Consider the following 20134-nt stretch of genomic DNA (forward strand, 5'->3'; position numbering starts at 1 on the left):
CGCTCCTACAGGGGGAATCAACGGCGCCGTGCCGGACGAATTACGGGGTGTCGGGGGCGTAGCCCCGACCTAAGGGGATCGGGCGCTTTTCGCAGGTCGGCCGACGCGGAACACCGGTTCAGGACGATTCGCGCGCCTGGCACACCGCGGCGGTGAACACCACGTCGGTGGAGGAGTTCAGCGCCGTCTCGGCCGAGTCCTGCACCACGCCGACCACGAAGCCGATCGCCACCACCTGCATGGCGATGTCGGCATCAATGCCGAACAGCCCGCAGGCCAGCGGGATCAGCAGCAGCGAGCCGCCCGGTACGCCGGAAGCTCCGCAGGCGCCGATCGCCGCCACCACGCTCAGCAGCAGCGCAGTGGGCAGGTCCACAGGAATCCCCAGCGTATGCACCGCGGCCAGGGTCAGCACGGAAATGGTCACCGCCGCGCCGGCCATGTTGATCGCCGCGCCCAGCGGGATGGCCACCGATGCGGTCGCCTCATGCAACCCCAGGCGCTTGGCCAAGGCCAGGTTCACCGGGATGTTGGCCGCCGAAGAGCGGATGAAGAATGCGGTGATCCCGCTCTCACGCAGGCACGTGAGCACCAGCGGATACGGATTGCGCCGGGTCACTGCGAACACGATCAGCGGATTGAGCACCAATGCCACGGTCAGCATCGCGCCCAGCAGCACCGCCAGCAGGTGCGCGTAGTCGACCAGCACGCCCAGGCCCGAATCGGCCAACGTGGAAGCCACGATGCCGAACACGCCCAGCGGCGCCAGCCGGATCACCCAGCGCACCACCGTGGCCACCGCCTCGGCCAGGTCCGCCAGGCCGGTGCGGATACCTTCACCAGCTTTGCGCAGGGCGAGCCCCAGGGCGATGCCCCAGGCCAGCAGGCCGATGTAGTTGGCCTCGGCCATGGCCTTGGCCGGGTTTTCAAAGATCTGCAGCGCGACGCTGCGCAGCACTTCACCGATCCCGCCCGGCGGCGACATGGCCATGTTGGGATCCACTTTCAGCACCAGGCTGGTGGGAAACAGGAACGAGGCGCTCACGCCGATGAGCGCCGCGCCCACGGTACCAATGAGGTACAGCGCCAGAATCGGGCGCATGTGGGTGCCCCCTCCGCCGCTGTGGCCGGCAATCGCGGCGGCCACCAGCACCAGCACCAACACCGGCGCCACGGCCTTGAGCGCGCTGACGAAAGCGGTGCCCAGCAGCTCGGTGGCGGCGCCAACGCTCGGCCAGACCACCCCGACCAGGGTGCCGAGGATCAGGGCAATGACAATCTGGGTGACCAGGCTCGGGCGACGCAGGAAAGCGGGCAGTGCGGACATGGGTGATCCCCGGGGTTGAATTGGCGCCGGCTCAGCCGGGCTGCGGAGCGGGCGCCGCCCGCGCACGGTCTGCCACGACGGCCAGTACGACCATCACAACGACCGGCACCGACCAGCCCAACCCGATCGACGAGCCCGGCAGCAGATACAGCCACTCCGGAACCCAGCCGTCAAAGCCGGCGGCGATCAGGGCATCAATCACACCGAACACCGTGGCCACCGCCATCGCCGGCACGAACACCCGCGGCGGCGAACGCCACAGCGGCATGGCCAGGCTGAGAGCCACCAGGGTGATCGCGATCGGATAGATGCCCACCAGCACCGGCACCGAGACCGCGATGATCTGCGCCAGCCCCTGGTTGGCCAGGACCATCGAGAGCAGGCCCACCACGATCACTACCGTGCGGTACGACACCGGCAGCAGGCGGCTGAAATACACGCCGCAGGCGCTGATCAGGCCCACGGCGGTGGTCATGCAGGCCAGGATGATCACCGCAGCCAGCAACACGCCGCCCGGCGCACCGAAGGCGTGGCGGGCAAAGCCGGTCAGCAGCGGCACGCCGGTTTCGGCCGCGGGCGCTACGCTGCCACTGCCCGACCCGAGGTAGGCCAGCGCGATGTACACCAGGCTCAGGCACACGGCCGCGATCAGCGCGGCGATGATCGCGTAGCGGGTCACCAGCGAATCGTTGTCCACCCCGCGGTCACGGATAGCGGAGACGATCACAACGCCGAACACCAGCGCGCCCAGCGCGTCCATGGTCAGGTAGCCCTGGACGAAGCCCTGCGAGAGCGGCGCGGATTCATACGCCGCGGTCAGCACGCCAGCGCCGCCGGCCGGGTTGAAGAAGGCCGCTGCGCCAAGGACTGCCAGCGCTGCCAGCAGCGCCGGGGTCAGCACCTTGCCCACGTTGTCGATCAGCCGGCCCGGGAACAGCGCGATCAGGATCGCCAGCCCGAAATACACCACCGAATAGCCGAACAGCGTGGCCGAGCCATCACCGATGAACGGCGCGATGCCTATCTCGAACGAAACCGTGGCGGTGCGCGGCGTGGCAAACAGCGGGCCGATGGCCAGGTACACCGCAACACCGAGGATGGTGCCGGCCACCTTCCCGATCGGCGACGTCAGCGCGATCATGCCGCCGCCCACGCGGGCCAGGGCCACGATGGTCAGCAGCGGCAGGCCCACGCCGGTCAGCAGGAAGCCGAGCACCGCCCACCACAGGTGCGGGCCTGATTCGAGCCCCACCATGGGCGGGAAAATGATGTTGCCCGCGCCCAGGAACAGCGCGAAGGTCATGAAGCCAAGGGCGACGACGTCCTGTTTCTTCAAGGTCTGCATGCAGCTGGGTCCCCGATCCACAAGCGGGTCATTCTAGGCCCACGCAGAGCCTACGTGCCCGGGTCGGGGGTCATGCATCCAGGCGGGCGGCAATCACGCCCTGATGCTCTCCACCATGACCGGTCCAGCGGTTGCGGCCGCAGCGCATGAACAGGGTTTCGGCTTCTTCCTGGCCCGCCGGGCGGATCACCAGCTCCAGCCAGTCGCCCCACAGCACCGCCTTTTCCAGCGTGGCCGGGCGTCCATCCACCCAGGCCTCGCCCGTGACCCGCTGGTAGGTCTGGCGCAGGTTGACCCGGAAGTGGCGCTCACCGGCCAGCCAGTCCCAGGTGCCGGCCACCTTGGCCGGGATGATCCACAGGAACAGGCTCACCCCGCCCGAGGACACGCGGCGGTCGGGCTTCCAGTCGCCCATGTCGAAGGCATGCGATACCACCCGGGTGCCGGGCCGCAGCTCGTCCAGCAGGCGGGGGCGCAGGTCCACGTTCACGCTGTGCAGCAAGTACATGGTGACCACGGTGGCCGGGCTGAAATCGGCGTGGAACAGGTCGTACTCAATGAAGCTGACCATGTGCTCGACGCCCATCTGGGCCGCGTATTCCTCGGCCTCGCGCACCCGCGCCTGGTCGATCTCGACGCCTACTGCGCGGGCACCGCGAAGGTGTGCGGCGGCGACCACGATGCGGCCATCCCCCGAGCCCAGGTCGTACAGCACGTCATCGGCATCCACCCCGCCCAGTTCGAGGATGGCCTTCACCACCCGCTCTTCCGATGGCACGTACGGCACATCGAGATGGACGTTGAGCTCTTCGAGCTGCTCTTCGAAAGACAGTTCGCGGAAATGCAACTTGCTGCACCTGACCATACGGATGAATAGGCCATCCATTCTACCATTCGGCAATTTTGGACGGCCTTTGTTGCATTGCTGGCTGCAACGCCAGGCTTTGGCCTAACCTGTTTCGCTGCCGTGCAGTACGCTGCGAAGACCCCACTTCCCCCGGAGAAGCCGTGCCGCGCACACCGGCCCCAGACGCCCCCGTGGCCGCCAACGCCATCCCTTCGCTGGATCGGCTGCTGCGTGATCCTGCGCTGGACCCGCTGCTGGCGGCGCACGGCCATACCCGGGTGGCAGCCACCCTGCGCGACCAGCTGGGCGAACTGCGCCAGGCCGCCCTGGCCGGCAGCCTGCATCCCGCCGCCCTGGCGCCTGAAACCATCGCCGTCGCGGCGCAGCAGGCATTGGAAGAACAGTCCCGCCCGCGCCTGCGCACGGTGTGGAACCTGACCGGCACCGTGCTGCACACCAACCTCGGCCGCGCGGTGCTGCCCGACGAATCGGTGCAGTCGGTAGTGGAGGCGATGACCGCGCCGATGGCGCTGGAATTCGACCTGGGGCGCGGCGCCCGCGGCGACCGCGACGACCTGGTGGAAGGCCTGCTGTGCGAACTCACCGGCGCCGAGGCCGCCACCGTGGTCAACAACAACGCCGCCGCGGTGCTGCTGATGCTGAACTCGCTGGCCAACCGGCGCGAGGTGATCGTCTCGCGCGGCGAGCTGGTGGAGATCGGCGGCGCCTTCCGCATCCCCGACATCATGAAGCGCGCCGGTTCGAAGCTGGTGGAAGTGGGCACCACCAACCGCACCCACCCGGCCGATTACAGCGGCAACATCGGCGAACGCACCGCCATGCTGATGAAGGTGCACTGCAGCAACTATGCGATCAAAGGCTTCACCGCCAGCGTCGGCACCCCAGAGCTGGCCGCAATCGCGCGCGAACATGGGCTGCCGCTGGGCGTGGACCTGGGCAGCGGCTCGCTGATCGACCCGGCGCAGTGGGGCCTGCCCGCCGAGCCCACGGTGCGCGCGACCCTTGAATCCGGCGCCGACGTGGTCACCTTCAGCGGCGACAAGCTGCTGGGCGGGCCGCAGGCGGGGCTGATCGTGGGCCGCGCCGACCTGATCAACAAAATCCGCCGCAACCAGCTCAAGCGCGCGCTGCGCGTCGGCAAGCTGACCCTGGCCGCGCTGGAGCCGGTGCTGGCCCTGTACCGCTCGCCGGAGCTGCTGCCCGAACGGCTGACCACGCTGCGCCTGATGCTGCGCCGCCCGGCCGCCCTGCGCGAGCAGGCCGGGCGCCTGCGGCCGGCACTTCAGCACGCGCTGGGCGAAGGCTGGGCCATCCGCGCCGAACCCATGGACAGCCAGATCGGCAGCGGCGCCATGCCGGTCGAAGCCCTGCCGAGCTTCGGCCTGGCGCTGCGCCACCAGGGCAAGGGCAGCAGCGGTCGCGCGCTCAGCCGCCTGGCGAAGACCCTGCGCGACCTGCCGCGCCCCGTCATCGGCCGTGTCAACGACGATGCGCTGTGGCTGGACCTGCGCTGCCTGGAGGAACGCGACGAAGCCGCCTTCCTGCAGCAGCTTGAAGGACTGCGCGCATGATCGTCGGCACCGCCGGGCACATCGATCACGGCAAGACCACGCTGGTAGGTGCGCTCACCGGCGTGCAGACCGACCGGCTGAAGGAAGAACAGGCGCGCGGCATCTCGATCGAGCTGGGCTACGCGTACGCGCCGATGCCCACCGGCGAGGTGCTCGGCTTTGTTGACGTACCCGGCCACGAGAAGCTGATCCACACCATGGCCGCGGGGGCCAGCGGCATCGATTTCGGCCTGCTGGTGGTGGCCGCCGACGACGGGTTGATGCCGCAGACCCGCGAGCACCTGGCCATCCTCGGCCTGCTGGGCGTGGAGCGCGGCGCGGTGGCGCTGAGCAAGGCCGATCGCGTGGATGCCGAGCGCCTGGACCAGGTGCGCGCCGACATTGAAGCCCTGCTGCAGGGCGGCGCCCTTGAAGGCGCACCGGTGTTCGCGGTCAGCGCCACCAACCCAGGAGACCCGGGCGTGGCCGCGCTGCGCGCCCACCTGCATGAAGCCGCCGCCGGCTGGAACGCACGGGATGACGGCGGACTGTTCCGCCTCGCCATCGACCGCGTGTTCACCCTGGCCGGCCATGGCACCGTGGTCACCGGCACCGTGGTCGGCGGCAGGGTGGTGGCCGGTGACGACAGCGCGCGTCTGGTGCTGGCTCCAGCCGGCAAGCCGGTGCGCGTGCGCACCGTGCACGCCCAGAACCAGCCCAGCGCCGACGGCCGGGCCGGCCAGCGCTGCGCGCTCAACCTGGGCGGCATTGCCAAGGACGCCATCAGCCGCGGCGACTGGATCGCCGATGCCCGCGCCTTCGTGGCCAGCCGCAATATCGACGTGGAGCTGGAGCTGCTGGAAGGTGCCGACACCGCGGTGGGCAACTGGGCGCCGCTGCACGTGCACCTGGGCACCGCGAGGCGCCTGGCGCACGCGGTGCCGCTATCGGATAGCAGCATTGCCCCCGGCACCCGCGGTCGGGTGCAGCTGGTGTTTGACGAACCGCTGTGCGCTGCGCCGGGCGATCGGTTCATCGTCCGCGACGCCCAGGCCAGCCGCACCATTGGTGGCGGCCGGGTGCTGGACCCGCAGGGACCCAAGCGGCGGCGCCGCTCGCCGGAGCGCATGGCCTGGCTGGACGGCATCACCGCCATGCTCGACGGCGATGGACTGGAGCCGCTGCTCGCCCATGCCCCCTATGGCGTGGATGAGACCGCGCTGGCGCGGATCACCGGACTGCCGCCGGAACGACTGCAGCTGTCGGAAGGTGTCCGCTGGCTGACCCCGCGCACCGGCGCACCCATCGCCATCACCGATGCCAACCGCCAGGCCCTGCACGCGCTCATCGAACAGGCCCTGGCGGATTACCACCGCGACACGCCGGACGAGCCCGGCCCGGAAGCCACGCGCCTGCGCCGCATCGCCCTGCCCACCGCCCCGGCGGCTCTGTGGCACGCGCTGCTGGACGAACTGGCCGAAGCCGGTCGCCTGCGCCGCAACGGTCCCTGGCTGCACCTGCCGGGCCACAGCGTCACCCTGGACGAAGACGAGGCCGCATTGGCAGGGCGCTTGCTCGAGCATCTGCACGCGGGGGGATACAACCCGCCATGGGTGCGCGACCTGGCGCGGATCGAAGCCGAGCCGGAAGAACGCATCCGCCGCCTGCTGCGCACGCTCGCACTGCGTGGCGATGCGTTCCAGGTGGTGCGCGACCTGTTCTATCACCGCGAGCGCACGCGGGAACTGGCCGAACTGGTGGTCGAGCTTGGCGCCGGCGACGAAGGCGTGGAGGCTGCCCGCTACCGCGACGCCACCGGCCTGGGTCGCAAGCGCGCGATCCAGATCCTGGAATTCTTCGACCGCACCGGTCTGACCCGCCGCGTCCGCGACACCCACTTCCTGCGCCCCGACAGCGCCTGGCTGCAGGACCTGCGCGCACCCCGCTGAGATGGCCCGCGCCGGGCCTGTGATAACTTCAGCCGCTAGATGGAAGGCAAGCGCGCCCGGTGGCGCGGCCGGGCTTCAAACCCGGTTGGGGGCGTCAGCCGCTCCCAGGCAGGTTCGACTCCTGTTGCCTTCCGCCATCCATGCCGGCCCCATGATTCACGCGGCTTCGCGCGCGTGGCGCGCTCCTACAGGGCGGGCGATACTGGGGGCACACCTGTATTGCTCCCCCGACATGACTGATTCCCCCGATACCGCCATTCCCCGTCTCACCTCGCTGTCGCATGGCGGCGGCTGCGGCTGCAAGATTGCGCCGGGCGTGCTGGCCGACCTGCTCAAGCGCGCCGCGCCCGCGCCGGTATGGCCGCAGCTGATGATCGGCAACGACACCGCCGATGACGCCGCCGTGTACCGCCTCAACGACGAACAGGCGCTGATCGCGACCACCGATTTCTTCATGCCGATCGTGGATGACCCCTACGATTTCGGCCGCATCGCCGCCACCAATGCGCTGTCTGATGTGTACGCCATGGGCGGCAGCCCGATCATGGCGCTGGCCATCGTCGGCATGCCGATCAACGTGCTGCCGCACGAAGACATTGCCGCCATCCTGCGCGGCGGCGAAGACGTCTGCGCCGAGGCCGGGATTCCCGTGGCCGGCGGCCACAGCATCGATTCGGTTGAGCCGATCTACGGCCTGGCCGCGATGGGCATTGCCCACCCCGACCGCATCCGCCGCAACTCCGATGCCCGCCCGGGCGATCTGCTGGTGCTGGGCAAGCCGCTGGGCGTGGGCGTGATGTCGGCCGCGTTCAAGCGCGGCGTGCTGGGCGACGCCGGCTACCAGGCCATGATCGACGCCACCACCCGCCTCAACCGTCCCGGCGTGGCCCTGGCCGCGCTGCCCGGCGTGCACGCGATGACCGACGTGACCGGCTTCGGCCTGCTCGGTCACGCGCTGGAGCTGGCCCGCGGCGCCGGCCTCACCGTGCGCCTGCGCTACGACGACCTGCCGTGGCTTCCCGGTGTGCAGCAGCTGGCGGCCGACGGCGTGGTTACCGGCGCTTCCGGCCGCAACTGGGCGGCCTATGGCGAGGGCGTGGAACTCGGCGCCGGCATCGACCAGACCGCCCGCGACCTGCTCACCGATCCGCAGACCTCCGGCGGCCTGCTGGTGTCCTGCGCACCGCAGGCGCTGGGCGAGGTGCTGGAGATCTTCCAGAACGAAGGCTTCGCCGAGGCCGCCATCATCGGCGAGATCCGCGCCGGCGACCCGCGCGTCGAAGTGATGTAACCAGGCGCAACCCTCGCCCGCATGCAGGTCCGGGCTACGCCCCCGACGCCTCGCGATTCCGCTCGTCCCTTGTAGGAGCGCCGCACTTCGGGCCGGCCGCCATGAATCACGGTTGCACCGACGCCGGCTACATGAAGTTGCGGGTGTGCAGACTGGACAGATGACGCGCCCGATCCGGCTCAAAGCCCAGCCGCACCAGCTTGGCGTAGCGGCTGTCGGCCATGTCCTTGATCAGCACCTGTACCTTGCGCGAGCCGAGCGCGATGGCCTCCGGGGTGATCGCGCCGGCCGCCATCACCACCAGCGAATCGAACACTTCCTCGTTCAGCCCGCCGGTATGGCGCAGCGCCTCGTGGCGGTCTTCCACCGCACGCGCCAGGCGGTTGCGGAAGTCGGGCTCGCGCTGCAGCCGGTACAGCAGGTGCGACATGCCCAGGGCCACGTGACGGGCCTCGTCGATCGCGGCGTAACGGGCGATCTGGCGGGTGAGCGGATCCGGCGCCTCGGCCTGGATGAATTTCAGCAGTGAAACGAAGGTGCCTTCGCCCAGCACTGAAAGCAGGAAACTGGCGACCGAATAATCGGGTTCGTCCAGCAGACTCTTGAGCGATTCCTGCCCGCCCGCAGTGGACAGAGCAGGCTCGCGGCCATGGCGGCGGATGCGCCGGGTGAACACGTCGATGTGGCGGGCCTCGTCGGCGATCTGGATCGCCAGCGCGGCCTGCAGCTCGCGGTAGTGCGGGTGCAGCTGGCCAAGAAACCGCGCCGGGATCACCAGCGCGGCGTTCTCGTTCTCGACCATGAAGGTCATCACCTGCACCACGGCGTCCTCGATCTCGTCGGGCAGCACCGGGGCGTTGTCCCAATCGATCTCTTCCGGGCTCCACTGCGCCGCGACCGCTTGCCGATACAGATTGCCGGCGGACTCGTTCCACAGCTCGTCGCGCTCGGACAGGCGGAAGTGGATCTCCGGGGCGCCCGCCTCCACCAACGCGCCGCGTGCGGCCAGGCCCCAGCGGGGATCGGCGCTGGCGGCGATGGCGCCGTCTGCAATCGGGTCGCTGTGGCCGGTGGGCAGGGCATCGCGCCAGCGTCCGGCCTGGGCGGAACCACGGCGCACGCGCACCGCATCGTCCGGCCCGGGCCCGGCTTCCATCACATGCCCCTGGGCGCGACACCAGGCGGCAAGCTGCGCCTGCCAGCCGGGGGCGGTGCCGTGCACGGTGACGCTTTCGCCCACCGCCACGGTGTTCAGCGCGTGCTTGACCAGCAGGTGCGCGCCGCTGTCGAAGCCGAGCGCACCCAGGTCCACCACGTTGTCGGTATCGATTGAAGTATTCATTCCATCAGCGGCATGCCGCACATCATCCTGGCTACCAGATCGTTGATCACGTCGGTGGTCGGCGCCATGACCGCCGCCGCGCGCGAGTCGCGGAACAGACGCTCGATGCCGACGTCCTTGCGGAAGGCAGCCCCCCCGCATACGCGCATGGCGGTGTCGGTCACCGACAGGGCCGCCTCGGCAGCCACGGCCTTGGACTGCAGTACGCGCATGAACATGTCTTCGTCGCCGTTGGCAATGGACGCCAGCGCCAGCGCGCGCACGCCGCGCGCCTGGTCGATGCCGTTGCGCGCCTGGGCCAGCTGCGCACGCAGGGTAGGCAGGTCGGCCAGCTTGCCGCCGGCAGCAAAGCCGGTCTGGGTCACATGCGCCACCGCCCGCTGCAGCGCGCCTTCCATGAGGCCGATGGACACCGAGGCGATCAGGTTGACGAAGGTCGGCAGCTCGTCGCTGAACATCAGCTCCTGGCCCTGGCCGTCCTCGCCCAGGCGGTTGGAGATCGGCACGCGCACGTCCGCCGCCTTCACCGGCGCCGACGCGTTGGCGCGCAGGCCCAGGCCATCGAAGGGATTGGGCGACTGCAGGCCGTCAAGCTTGGTCTCAACCAGCCAGATGGTGCTGGCGGCATCGCCGTCAACCGGCTTTGATGACCAGACATAGGAATCGGCCTCGCCGGCCGAGGTCACCATGCTCTTGCTGGCGTTGAGCAGTACGTGGTCGCCATCTGCCGTGGCGGTGCTGACCGGGGCCCAGAAGTGGCTGCGCGAACCGGACTCGGACCAGGCCAGGGTGGTCAGGTGGTGGCCGGCTGCGATCTCGCGGCGAACGTCTTCGGCGCCGTGCTTTTCAACCAGGGTGGTGCCGGCGTAGTGCATGGTCACCACCATGGCGGTGGCCGGGCAGTCGCGGGCAATGCGTTCGACTACCTGGGTGGCCTCGTCCAGGCCCAGGCCCATGCCGCCGACGTCCTTCGCGCTGATCAGGCCCAGCAGGCCGGACTGGCCCAACGCGGTGATTGCTTCGCGCGGGAAGCGCGCCTCACGATCGATCTCAGCCGCACGCGGCAGGATCACGTCGGTGACGATCGGCTCCAGCACATCCCGCCAGGACTCAGTAGTCATAGTTCTGCTCCGTGATGCGGCCTTCGGCGTCGTAGAACTTTTCATCATCCACCGCGCGCTCAAGCAGTGCGTAGCCGCTGGTACGGCCGGGGTGCCAGACCTTCAGGCCTTCCAGCTCGAGCAGGGGCCGCACTTCCGGGTCGTCCCACGACATCGCCAGCAGCAGGTCGGCGAATCGCTTGGCCAGCGCGGGATCCAGGTCGGGCGCGGTGGTCATGTTGCAGTGGTCGAAGGCGCCGGTGGTGGCGACGATGCGGGTGGTGCCCGCAGCCAGGGTGCCCTCCTGGGCGAAGGCCTGGTAGTTGCCGGCGATCATCCAGGCAGCGTCGATTTCGCCCTTGATCATCGCTTCGGCCGCGTCTCGCTCGCCGCCGATGTGGTCGCCGTGCTTGCCGCCGAGCACGTCGAACAGCTGCGCGGTGTAATCCGTGCCCTGCACCAGGCCGTGCTGGCGCATGTGATCGAGCGGGATCAGGGTGGCCTGCGGCGAGTCGATCGCGCCAAAGCCCACCTTTGCCCCGCGCAGGTCCTCGACGCTCTGGACCTTGCTGCCGGTGGGCACTACCAGCACCGACTGCAGGTCCATGTCGGTATCGCGCATCACGATCGCCTGCACATCCTGGCCGCGGGCGCGGGCCATGCGCTGGGCGCGCACGAAGGCCAGCGGCGAGTTCCAGGCGAACTGCAGGTCGCCGCGCATCAGCGCTTCCACCAGCGACTCGTAGTTTGAGTACAGCACGTAGTCGAAGTTGAAGCCGCGCTCCTTCAGGTGAACCTTGAAGCCTTCCCAGATGGTGACGACCTTCGGGGCGTAGGACACGGCCCCCATGCGGATGATTTCGGACATAAGCTCCTGCCAATGACGTTGTGAGGCGCGCACGCAGCAGCAACCGCCGGCGACGGCACGCGGAAAGACCAGGGGACGGATCACGCCACGCGAAGAAGGCGCGGGCGGCCGGGTTTCCCGGCGCCATGCGAGGCAATGGCTGGCGGGGAGGCCGGCGGCACGGTGCATCGGGCACTCGCGCGGCCGGGAAACGGACAGCACCTGTCACGTCGGCAGACCCTCAGTCTAGCCGACAGATAAGCGGGTCGGGTGACAGTCAGGCCGCGGCCCGCCGCCATTTATGGAACGCGGCATTCCGGTGGCCCCAGATGGCCCGGCGGTCCGGAATCCCCGTAGGAGCGCGCCATGCGCGCGAAGCCGCGTGAACTGCGGCCCTGCCCCGGGGCGTCGGCCACGACGTGACCACCGACGCCTCGCCGCAATGATCAATGTGACGCGGCTTCGCGCGCATGGCGCGCTCCTACAAGGGCCAGCGCACGTGAGGCGGTGAGCCTCAACGTGCGCCGCGGCAGCGAGACCTCAGTGCACGCCGAAGCACATCGAGGTCGGGCCGAAAGTCTCGCCAAATGTCTGCCCCTGGCGGTGATGCTGCCAGTAAAACGTCGGTGCCGGCACGGCCTGGTTGCCGATCTCGGCCATGTCGGCTTCGACGTCGAACAGGCGCCCATCAACCATCACGTAGCGGGTGTCGGCGGTGTGGCGGATGTTGTCCAGCGGGTTGCCGTCCAGCACCACCAGGTCGGCGCGCTTGCCGACTTCCAGCGATCCCAGCTGCGCACCGAAGCCGATGTAATCCGCCCCATCAATCGTCGCCGCGCGCAGCGCTTCGAAGTTGCTGAAGCCGCCCTGGGTCAGCATCCAGATCTCCCAGTGCGTGGCCAGGCCCTGCAGCTGGCCATGCCCGCCCACCTGCACCTTCACTCCCTCGTCCCGCACCTTCTTCAGCGCCTCGGCCACGCGGATGTGGTTGTAGTCCCAGTCCGGCGCGATCTCGCGGCGGATCGAGCGCGCATCCAGGGTCTCGCGCGGGAAGAAGCGGTTGAGCTTGGCGTCTTCCCACACGTTGTCGCGGGCGTACCACCAGTACTCACCGGACAGGCCGCCGTAGCTCACCACCAGGGTGGGCGTGTTGCGCACGTCGGTTTCCTTCCACAGGTTCACCACGTCGTCGTAAAGCGGCGCGATCGGCAGGTTGTGCTCGATGCCGGTCGCCCCGTCCAGGATCATGGTCATGTTGTGGTGGAAGGTGGAACCGCCCTCTTCCACCACCAGCATGCCCAGCTCGCGCGCGGCCTGGTTCACCTGCTGGCGCTGGTCGCGGCGCGGCTGGTTGTAACTCTTCACCGAGAACGCGCCGTTGGCCTGCATCCGGCGCAGGTGGCTGCGGGCGTCGTCGAGCGAGTCGATCTCCGCCTTGAAGCCGCCGTCGGCGCCGTAAAGGATGGTGCCGGTGGAGAACATGCGCGGACCCACCATGCGCCCGGCCTGCAGCAGCTCGGACTGCGAGAACACGAACTCGGTCGTCGCCGAAGGATCGTGCAGGGTGGTGATGCCGAAGGCGAGGTTGGCGTAGTACGCCCAGTTCTGCTGCGGCACCACGCCCTGACCGAAGTTGGAGGCGTGCGCGTGCACGTCGATCATGCCCGGCACGATGGTCTTGCCGGCCGCGTCGATCACGTTTGCGCCCGTCGGCACCTGCACCTCACCGGCCGCGCCCACCGCGGCGATGGTGTTGCCGTTGAGCACGATGGTGCCGTTCTCGATCACTTCCTGGCCGTTCTCGGCATCGCGCATGGTCACGATGCGCGCGTTGGTGAACGCCACCACCTCATCCGGCTGGTACACCGGCGCCTGCAGGCCGACCGGAATGCCGCCGCCCGGCGCGGGCTCGGCGATCTCCTCCGGCGCGCCCGGCAGGAAGGCAAAGGTCTGATCCAGGCGCTGGGAGTGGTAACGGTCGCCCACCATCCAGTGCACGGAATTGGAGTCCGCCGCCCAGTGCAGGTAGCTGCCCACGTCGGCGCTGACCTGGCGCACCGGCAGCGCGCGGGTCTCGCGGTTGAGGGTGATCACGCGACCGGCCTCGGGCATCGGCGCCACGTAGGCGTGGAACAGCTCGGTGAAGGCGACCCACTTGCCGTCCGGACTGATCTGCACCGAGTCCACGTACTTGAGGTCGAACACCTCGCGCGGGTCCTCGCCGTGCAGGCCCACCGACATCAGCTTCTTCTCCATGCCGCCGCCGGCCAGGTACAGCACCCGGCTGCCGTCATGGTTGAACTGCGGCGACTGGCCGGATTCGGCCACCCGCACCGGATCGCCGCCCGCAGCGGGGATCACGTAGATGCCGCGGTCACCCGACCACAGGCTGCCGGTCAGCCCGCCGCCGCCGGTGCGGCTGTAGACCACGTGGCGGCCATCGGGCGAGAAGCCGGGCTGGTAGTAGAAGCCGGGCTCGCTGGTGATCTTGCGGCCCACGCCGGTGCCGCCGGCACCGCGCACGTGGATTGCACCCAGCCCCTCATCGGTCCAGGTGGTGTAGACCATCTGCCGGCCATCGGCGCTGAAGCCGGGCTGGTACTCATACACGCCCCGGCTGCTGGTCAGGCGCTGCGGCGTACCGTTGGGCAAGGACTTGCGCCACAGCTGGCCGAGCGCGTGGAACACGAGGGTGCCGCCGTCAGCGGAAGTAGCCACGTCACGGATCATGCGCGGGTTGAAGCTGTCTTCCGGCAGCTGCTGGGCGAAGTGCAGCGCCTCTGACACCACCTGCTCGACCTGTGCGGTGAACGGCACCTGGGTGGCCTGGCCGTTGCCCATGTCCACCCGCCACAGACCGCCCTGGGCCCACAGCACCACCGCGTTCGAATCCGGCATCCAGTTGAAACCGGTGTACGGCCCGAAGATCGCCCACGCTTCCTGCTGGTCATGGCTGAGGCCATCCCACACCGGACGCACCTCGCCGCTGGCCAGGTCCAGGTGATGCAGCACGCTCTTGTCACGTACGCGTTTGACGAAGGCCAGCGAGCGGCCGTCCGGAGACACCTGCGGGCGCACCGCGCCACCCGGGCTGTAGACCACGTTCTCGTTCTTGCCGGTGTGGCGGTCGAAGCGCTTGATCGCGTAGATCACGCCGTGCGGATCGCGGTTGTAGTCAAACGCGCCGCCGGAGCTCACGTCCTGCGAGTAGTACACGTAGCGGCCATCCGGCGACACGCTGGGCTCGCCGATGTCCTGCTGATCGTTGGGCTTTTCCACCAGCTGGATGCCGGCGCTGGTGCCGCCGGCGTGATACAGCCACAGCTCGCCCGCGCCCAGCGAGCGGCGCGAGGTGAAGTGCTTGCGGGCCACGATGTACTCGCCGTCCGGGGTCCAGGTGGGGTTGTTGAGCAGGCGGAAGCTCTCATCGGTGACCTGGCGCGCATCGCTGCCGTCGGCGGCAATGGTCCAGATGTTGTTGCCGCCGCTGCGGTCGGAGGTGAAGGCGATGCGGCTGCCATCGGGCGACCAGCGCGGCTGGATGTCCCAGGCCCGGCCGGTGGTGATGCGGGTGGCGGCGCCGCCGCCGATCGGCATGCGGTACAGGTCACCCAGCAGCGTGAACACGATGCTGCGGCCGTCGGGCGAGACGTCCACGTCCATCCAGGTGCCTTCGCTGGTCTCGAAGCGGACGGTCTTGGCCTGGCCCTGGGTGGATTCGACGCTCCACTTGCCGTTGTCCTCGGCGGCGTCGGGGTCTTCACGCAGCCCGCGGGCGCTTTCCAGCGGCGCCTCGGCCGGATCCATGCCGGCCGCGTCCAGCGCGTCCTGTTCCAGCTCGATGTTGTCGCTGCGGTCTTCCTGCTGTTCCTGCTGTTCCTGCTGCTCCTCCGGCGGCGGCGGTGCGTCCTGGGCGTAGGCGGGGAGGGCGAAAAGCGCGCCGGCGAGTGCGAGGGCAAGGACGTTGCGGGTCATGCAGGACTTCCGGAAAGGTGATTCCCGCCAACATACCGGCCGCCGCCACGCGCCGCACCGGACGAAAGTCACCTGCGCGCGTGGCGCAGCCCCACCTTGAAAACGGGGCGCGGGGGCGCATATCGGGCGGTTGGAGCAACAACACTGGCCCGTATCCATGACCACAGAAACTCGCAAGTTCGAAGCTGAAGTCGCCCAGGTCCTGCACCTGGTCACCCACTCCCTGTACTCGCACAAGGAAATCTTCCTGCGCGAGCTGATCTCCAACGCCTCGGACGCCTGCGACAAGCTGCGCTTCGAAGCGATCGCCGAACCCGACCTGCTGGCCGGTGAAGGCGAGCTCAGGATCGACGTGGACTGGGACAAGGACGCACGCACCATCACCATCCGCGACAACGGCATCGGCATGACCCGCGATGAGGTGGTGGCGAATATCGGCAGTATCGCCAGTTCCGGCACCCGCCGCTTCCTGGAAGCCCTGGACGGCGAGAAGAAGGCCGACGCGCGCCTGATCGGCCAGTTCGGCGTGGGCTTCTATTCCGGCTTCGTGGTCGCCGACAAGGTCACCGTGCTGACCCGCCGCGCCGGCACCGCCGCCGAGGAAGGGGTGAAGTGGGAAAGCGATGGCCGCGGCGAGTACTCGCTGGAAGCCGCCACCCTGCCCGAGCGCGGCACCGCCGTGGTGCTGCACCTGAAGGAAAGCGAGGACGAGTTCCTGGAAGACTGGAAGCTGCGCTCGCTGGTGCGCAAGTATTCCGACCACGTGGCCTTCCCGATTCGCATGCCCAAGGCCGCGATGGAGCCGGCCGAAGGCGAGGAAACCAAGCCTGACGCCGCGCCGGAATGGGAAACCGTCAACGACGCCTCGGCCCTGTGGACCAAGCCCAGGTCGGAGATCAGCGACGAGGACTACCAGAACTTCTACAAGTCGCTTGGCCACGACTTCAACGACGCCGCCGCCTGGAGCCACAACCGGGTCGAAGGCAACCAGAGCTTCACCACCCTGCTGTATCTGCCGTCGCAGCCGCCGTTCGACCTGATGATGGGCGGGCGCGATGAGCGCAAGGGGCTGAAGCTGTACATCAAGCGCGTGTTCGTGATGGACGCGGCCGAGGAGCTGCTGCCCAACTACCTGCGCTTCGTGCGCGGGGTGGTGGATTCGGACGACCTGCCGCTGAACGTCAGCCGCGAGATCCTGCAGCAGAACCGCCAGCTCGACCGCATCAAGGGCGCGTGCGTGAAGCGCGTGCTGGACCTGATCGAAAAGCTCTCGCGCGACGAACCGGAGAAGTTCGCCGCCTTCCTCAAGGCGTTCGGCAACACCCTCAAGGAAGGCATCGTCGAAGACCACGCCAACCGCGAGCGGATCGCCAAGCTGCTGCGCTTTGCCTCCACCAAGGGCGAGGGCGAGGCCCAGACCGTGTCGCTGGATGACTACATCGGCCGCATGGCCGGCGACCAGGACGCGATCTGGTACATCACCGCCGACGGCTACAAGGCCGCTGCGGGCAGCCCGCAGCTGGAGGCGTTCCGGGCCAAGGGCATCGAAGTGCTGCTGATGTTCGACCGCATCGACGAGTGGATGCTCGGGCAGTTCAACGAGTACGCCGGCAAGCCGCTGAAGAACGTGGCCAAGGGCGAGCTGCCGCTGGACGAGGCCGACAAGGCGAAGCAGGAGCAGGCCGCCGAGGCCGCCGCCCCGCTGGTGGAGAAGGTGAAGAAGCTGCTGGGCGACCGGGTTGCCGACGTGCGCGTCTCGGCGCGGCTGACCGATTCCCCCTCCTGCCTTGCCCTGGCCGATCACGAAATGGCCCCGCACCTTGCGCGCCTGCTGCGCGAGGCCGGCCAGGACGTGCCGGACAGCAAGCCGACGCTGGAGATCAACCCGGGCCACGCTCTGGTGCAGAAGATCGACGGCGAAGCCGACGAGGCCCGGGCTGCGGATCTTGCCACGCTGCTGCTGGAGCAGGCCGAGATCGCCGCCGGCGCGCCGCTGCCCGATCCGGCAGCGTTCGTGCAGCGGATCAACCGGCTGTTGCTCGGATGATCACAGTGGAGGGCGCAGAATGGGCCCTCCACTTTCCGGAGCTTTCGCAATGAGCCTGTTTTCCAAGATCAAAGACAGCATTTTTGGCCGCAAGGCCAAGGCGTCCGAACCAGCACCAGCACCCGCCAAGCCGGCGCCGGTCATTTTCGACGGCAGCAAGGACGATCCCGATGTGTCACCACCGGCGCGCCTGCCGGAAGCCGCTGCCGCCGAGCCGGTGGACGTGGAAGCCGTGCTGACCGCGATGGCCGGGGAAAAGGGTGGCCCGAGCGACTGGCGCAACTCCATCGTCGACCTGCTCAAGCTCCTCGACCTGGATTCCAGCCTCAGCGCGCGCAAAGAGCTGGCGGCCGAGCTCAACGTCAACGCCGGCGCGCACGGCAGTGCCGAGCAGAACATCGCCCTGCACAAGGCAGTGATGCGCAAGCTTGAGGAAAACGGCGGCAAGGTGCCGGCCGACCTCAAGGATTGACGGGCAGACTGACGGACAAACTGATGGAACGGAACCGGACGCCGCCCCGCGGCGTCCCGGCTTTCAGGATCCGCCGGCTGGCCCGGCGGAGACCTGCACCGGGCCGTTGCCCTCGCGGGTGGCAGTGACCCGGAACAGCTCGGCGCCTTCCATATCGGTCATGAAGAATTCCACAGCGCGCGCGCCGGGCTCGTCCCGGCTGAAGCGCGGGGCGTGGAGCGCGTAGCCGCCGTTGTCCATCGCGCGACGATGGGCAAGGCTCGATACCTCCTGCTCCCGCCGCACCACGTAGCCCGGCCGCGGCACGCCGAATGCGGCCACCGCCTCGGCCCAGGCCTCGGCGGAAGCGTCCGCACCGCAGGCCGTGATCACCCGGTCCAGGGCGCCGTCCGATCCGGGCAACACCGCTTCGCCATCCACCACCGCCACCGTCCGCCGCAGATTGGGCAGGGCATTGGGCGAGGTCAGGCCCAGCAGGCGGCAGTCCAGCGCTTCGGTGCCGGCCAGGGACTCGATCATCACGTCATCAGGATTCCAGCCCCAGGCCTGGGCCGCGGCCATGCCCACCTGCCGGTTGAACTCATCGTGCATCTGCGTACTCACGCTTTCGGTTACTCCGCTGGTGGCCACGGGCCGCTGCTGGCAGCCGGCGACAGGGGCTGCAAGCAGCAGGCAGCAGCCGATCGTGGAAAACAGCTTAGCCATTGGTCACGTTGTTGGTACCCGGTGGGCCGATGGTAACTGCGGCCGGGCGTGACAGTTCGGGCGGCAGCGGCGCGCCGCTGTCTTCAGCGTCCTTCTTCGCCTGCACCAGCGCATTCACTTCATCCACGGCGTTGTCGATGGTGATGTCTTCGCGGCCCAGCATGGTGTTGAGGTAGCCGGCGATATCCTCGGCATCCTTCCCGCCCGCAGCCAGCAGCTCGGCCAGGTGCGAATAGCCCGGACCCGGATTGACGAACACCGCCACCCGGTCGATCACGTCCGCCACGCTGGGATCTTCGCCATGCTGCGCCTTCACCCCCACCCAGTACGCCCGGTATTCCTCATGGAACCCGTAGGAGGAATTGAGCGACAGGCTGCGGTCCCAGTTCTGCATGTGGTTGACCTCATGCACGAACGTGTGGCCGATCACCCGGAGCTCGCCGGATTCCCACGAACGGGCCGAGGTATCGACGGGATTGTTGTCAGCGCCGATGTAATAGGGATTGATCCGGAACAGATCCTCGGGGCTGAAAGGCACCGATCCGTAGGCCCCGTGCTCGCTGAACTCGAACCGGTAGGGCGCTGATTCGCCCAGGAACAGGGCCAGGGTGTTGGCGATGATTTCCTGGTCGCCGGCATCGTACTGGGACAGGAACGCCACCGTCTTCGCCGCCCGCTGGGTATCACCCAGGTCGAAATCACGCACCCAGTCCTTGCCCAGCATCGCTTCCAGGTTTTCAACCGCTCGGGTGTCGGGATAGTTGCGCACCTGGCTCAGCACGGCAGTGCGTTCAGCGGCGCTGACATCGGTGCCGTCCTGGAACTGCGGGCTGGAAATCAGCGAGCGGATGGCGCCCGGCAGCGCGGTGTCTTCAGGCTGGCGTGCCGCCAGCGCATCGGTGATCAGGCGCTGGTCGGCGGGCGTCAGATCCTGGAATTCCGGCGACTGCTGCAGGGCGACGGCGGACAGCGAAGACAGCTGTTGCGGTGACGGCAGCAGCTGGAAGGACAGGTCGCGGATCAGCGTGTGCAGATCCACCAGCACCGCAGGATCGGCCTCTCCCTCACGCGCCGCATCGGCCACCAGCGCCTGCGCATCGGCGGACAGCGCGGCGTATTCCGGTGCATCGAACAGTCCCGGCTCGGCGGCGGGCTGTTCACCTTCCCCAGCTGCGCTGGCGGACGATTGGCTGGCGGTCTGCTCCAGCTCTGCCCTGGCTTCAAGCCGCGGATCGAGATGCATCGGGAGGCTTTGGGTGGATTGCAGCGTGTTCATGGATCGCTCCGGGCTTCCTGCTGGATCCACCGATCCTGCC

General features: G+C 68.6%; 14 protein-coding genes and 1 tRNA gene. 6 read left to right on the forward strand and 9 right to left on the reverse strand.

Annotation, left to right across the window (positions count from 1 at the left end; all coding sequences use genetic code 11):
* Positions 1-118 precede the first annotated feature (118 nt).
* The 3 genes from sstT to ACW7G2_RS07085 form a co-directional block, all read right to left on the reverse strand.
* Positions 119-1327: a serine/threonine transporter SstT gene (gene sstT, locus ACW7G2_RS07075; RefSeq protein WP_456974166.1), complete on the reverse strand. Its 1209-nt coding sequence runs from the start codon at positions 1325-1327 to the stop codon at positions 119-121.
* A gap of 31 nt (positions 1328-1358) precedes the next feature.
* Positions 1359-2672 (reverse strand): branched-chain amino acid transport system II carrier protein, encoded by a 1314-nt coding sequence (gene brnQ / locus ACW7G2_RS07080; protein WP_456974168.1) that lies wholly within the window; start codon positions 2670-2672, stop codon positions 1359-1361.
* Between the two features lie 70 nt (positions 2673-2742).
* Positions 2743-3519 (reverse strand): class I SAM-dependent methyltransferase, encoded by a 777-nt coding sequence (locus ACW7G2_RS07085; RefSeq protein ID WP_456974170.1) that lies wholly within the window; start codon positions 3517-3519, stop codon positions 2743-2745.
* A gap of 161 nt (positions 3520-3680) precedes the next feature.
* On the opposite strand from ACW7G2_RS07085, the gene selA reads away from it, so the two are divergent.
* The 4 genes from selA (at position 3681) to selD (ending at position 8330) form a co-directional block, all read left to right on the forward strand.
* Positions 3681-5111, forward strand: coding sequence for an L-seryl-tRNA(Sec) selenium transferase (gene selA / locus ACW7G2_RS07090; RefSeq protein WP_456974172.1), 1431 nt, complete (start codon positions 3681-3683; stop codon positions 5109-5111).
* Positions 5108-7039: a selenocysteine-specific translation elongation factor gene (selB, locus tag ACW7G2_RS07095; RefSeq protein WP_456974174.1), complete on the forward strand. Its 1932-nt coding sequence runs from the start codon at positions 5108-5110 to the stop codon at positions 7037-7039. The genes selA and selB overlap by 4 nt, the downstream gene beginning before the upstream one ends.
* Before the next feature lie 41 nt (positions 7040-7080).
* Positions 7081-7176 (forward strand) — tRNA-Sec (locus tag ACW7G2_RS07100).
* Between the two features lie 95 nt (positions 7177-7271).
* The gene (selD, locus tag ACW7G2_RS07105) at positions 7272-8330 is read left to right on the forward strand and encodes a selenide, water dikinase SelD (RefSeq protein WP_456974176.1); all 1059 of its coding nucleotides are present in this window, start codon (positions 7272-7274) and stop codon (positions 8328-8330) included.
* 127 nt (positions 8331-8457) lie between these two features.
* On the opposite strand, the gene ACW7G2_RS07110 is transcribed toward selD, so the two are convergent.
* From ACW7G2_RS07110 to ACW7G2_RS07125, 4 genes are all read right to left on the reverse strand, one after another.
* On the reverse strand, positions 8458-9672 hold the full coding sequence (locus tag ACW7G2_RS07110) for a hypothetical protein (RefSeq protein ID WP_456974178.1): 1215 nt from the start codon (positions 9670-9672) through the stop codon (positions 8458-8460).
* A complete protein-coding gene (locus ACW7G2_RS07115) occupies positions 9669-10793 on the reverse strand; it encodes an acyl-CoA dehydrogenase family protein (RefSeq protein ID WP_456974180.1) in 1125 nt (374 codons plus the stop codon). Before ACW7G2_RS07115 ends, ACW7G2_RS07110 begins: the two co-directional genes overlap by 4 nt.
* On the reverse strand, positions 10783-11640 hold the full coding sequence (locus ACW7G2_RS07120; protein ID WP_456974182.1) for a phosphate/phosphite/phosphonate ABC transporter substrate-binding protein: 858 nt from the start codon (positions 11638-11640) through the stop codon (positions 10783-10785). The genes ACW7G2_RS07115 and ACW7G2_RS07120 overlap by 11 nt, the downstream gene beginning before the upstream one ends.
* Before the next feature lie 519 nt (positions 11641-12159).
* On the reverse strand, positions 12160-15594 hold the full coding sequence (locus ACW7G2_RS07125; RefSeq protein ID WP_456974184.1) for an amidohydrolase family protein: 3435 nt from the start codon (positions 15592-15594) through the stop codon (positions 12160-12162).
* 157 nt (positions 15595-15751) lie between these two features.
* Between ACW7G2_RS07125 and htpG the strand changes: the two genes are divergently transcribed.
* Together htpG and ACW7G2_RS07135 are read left to right on the forward strand one after the other, a co-directional pair.
* Positions 15752-17641, forward strand: coding sequence for a molecular chaperone HtpG (gene htpG, locus ACW7G2_RS07130; protein WP_456974186.1), 1890 nt, complete (start codon positions 15752-15754; stop codon positions 17639-17641).
* 49 nt (positions 17642-17690) lie between these two features.
* The gene (locus tag ACW7G2_RS07135; protein WP_456974188.1) at positions 17691-18113 is read left to right on the forward strand and encodes a DUF3597 domain-containing protein; all 423 of its coding nucleotides are present in this window, start codon (positions 17691-17693) and stop codon (positions 18111-18113) included.
* A 63-nt stretch (positions 18114-18176) separates the two neighbouring features.
* On the opposite strand, the gene ACW7G2_RS07140 is transcribed toward ACW7G2_RS07135, so the two are convergent.
* Together ACW7G2_RS07140 and ACW7G2_RS07145 are read right to left on the reverse strand one after the other, a co-directional pair.
* Positions 18177-18818 (reverse strand): hypothetical protein, encoded by a 642-nt coding sequence (locus tag ACW7G2_RS07140; protein ID WP_456974190.1) that lies wholly within the window; start codon positions 18816-18818, stop codon positions 18177-18179.
* A complete protein-coding gene (locus ACW7G2_RS07145; RefSeq protein ID WP_456974192.1) occupies positions 18811-20094 on the reverse strand; it encodes a hypothetical protein in 1284 nt (427 codons plus the stop codon). The genes ACW7G2_RS07140 and ACW7G2_RS07145 overlap by 8 nt, the downstream gene beginning before the upstream one ends.
* Positions 20095-20134: the final 40 nt, after the last annotated feature.

The organism is Luteimonas sp. A277 (genome assembly GCF_054052045.1).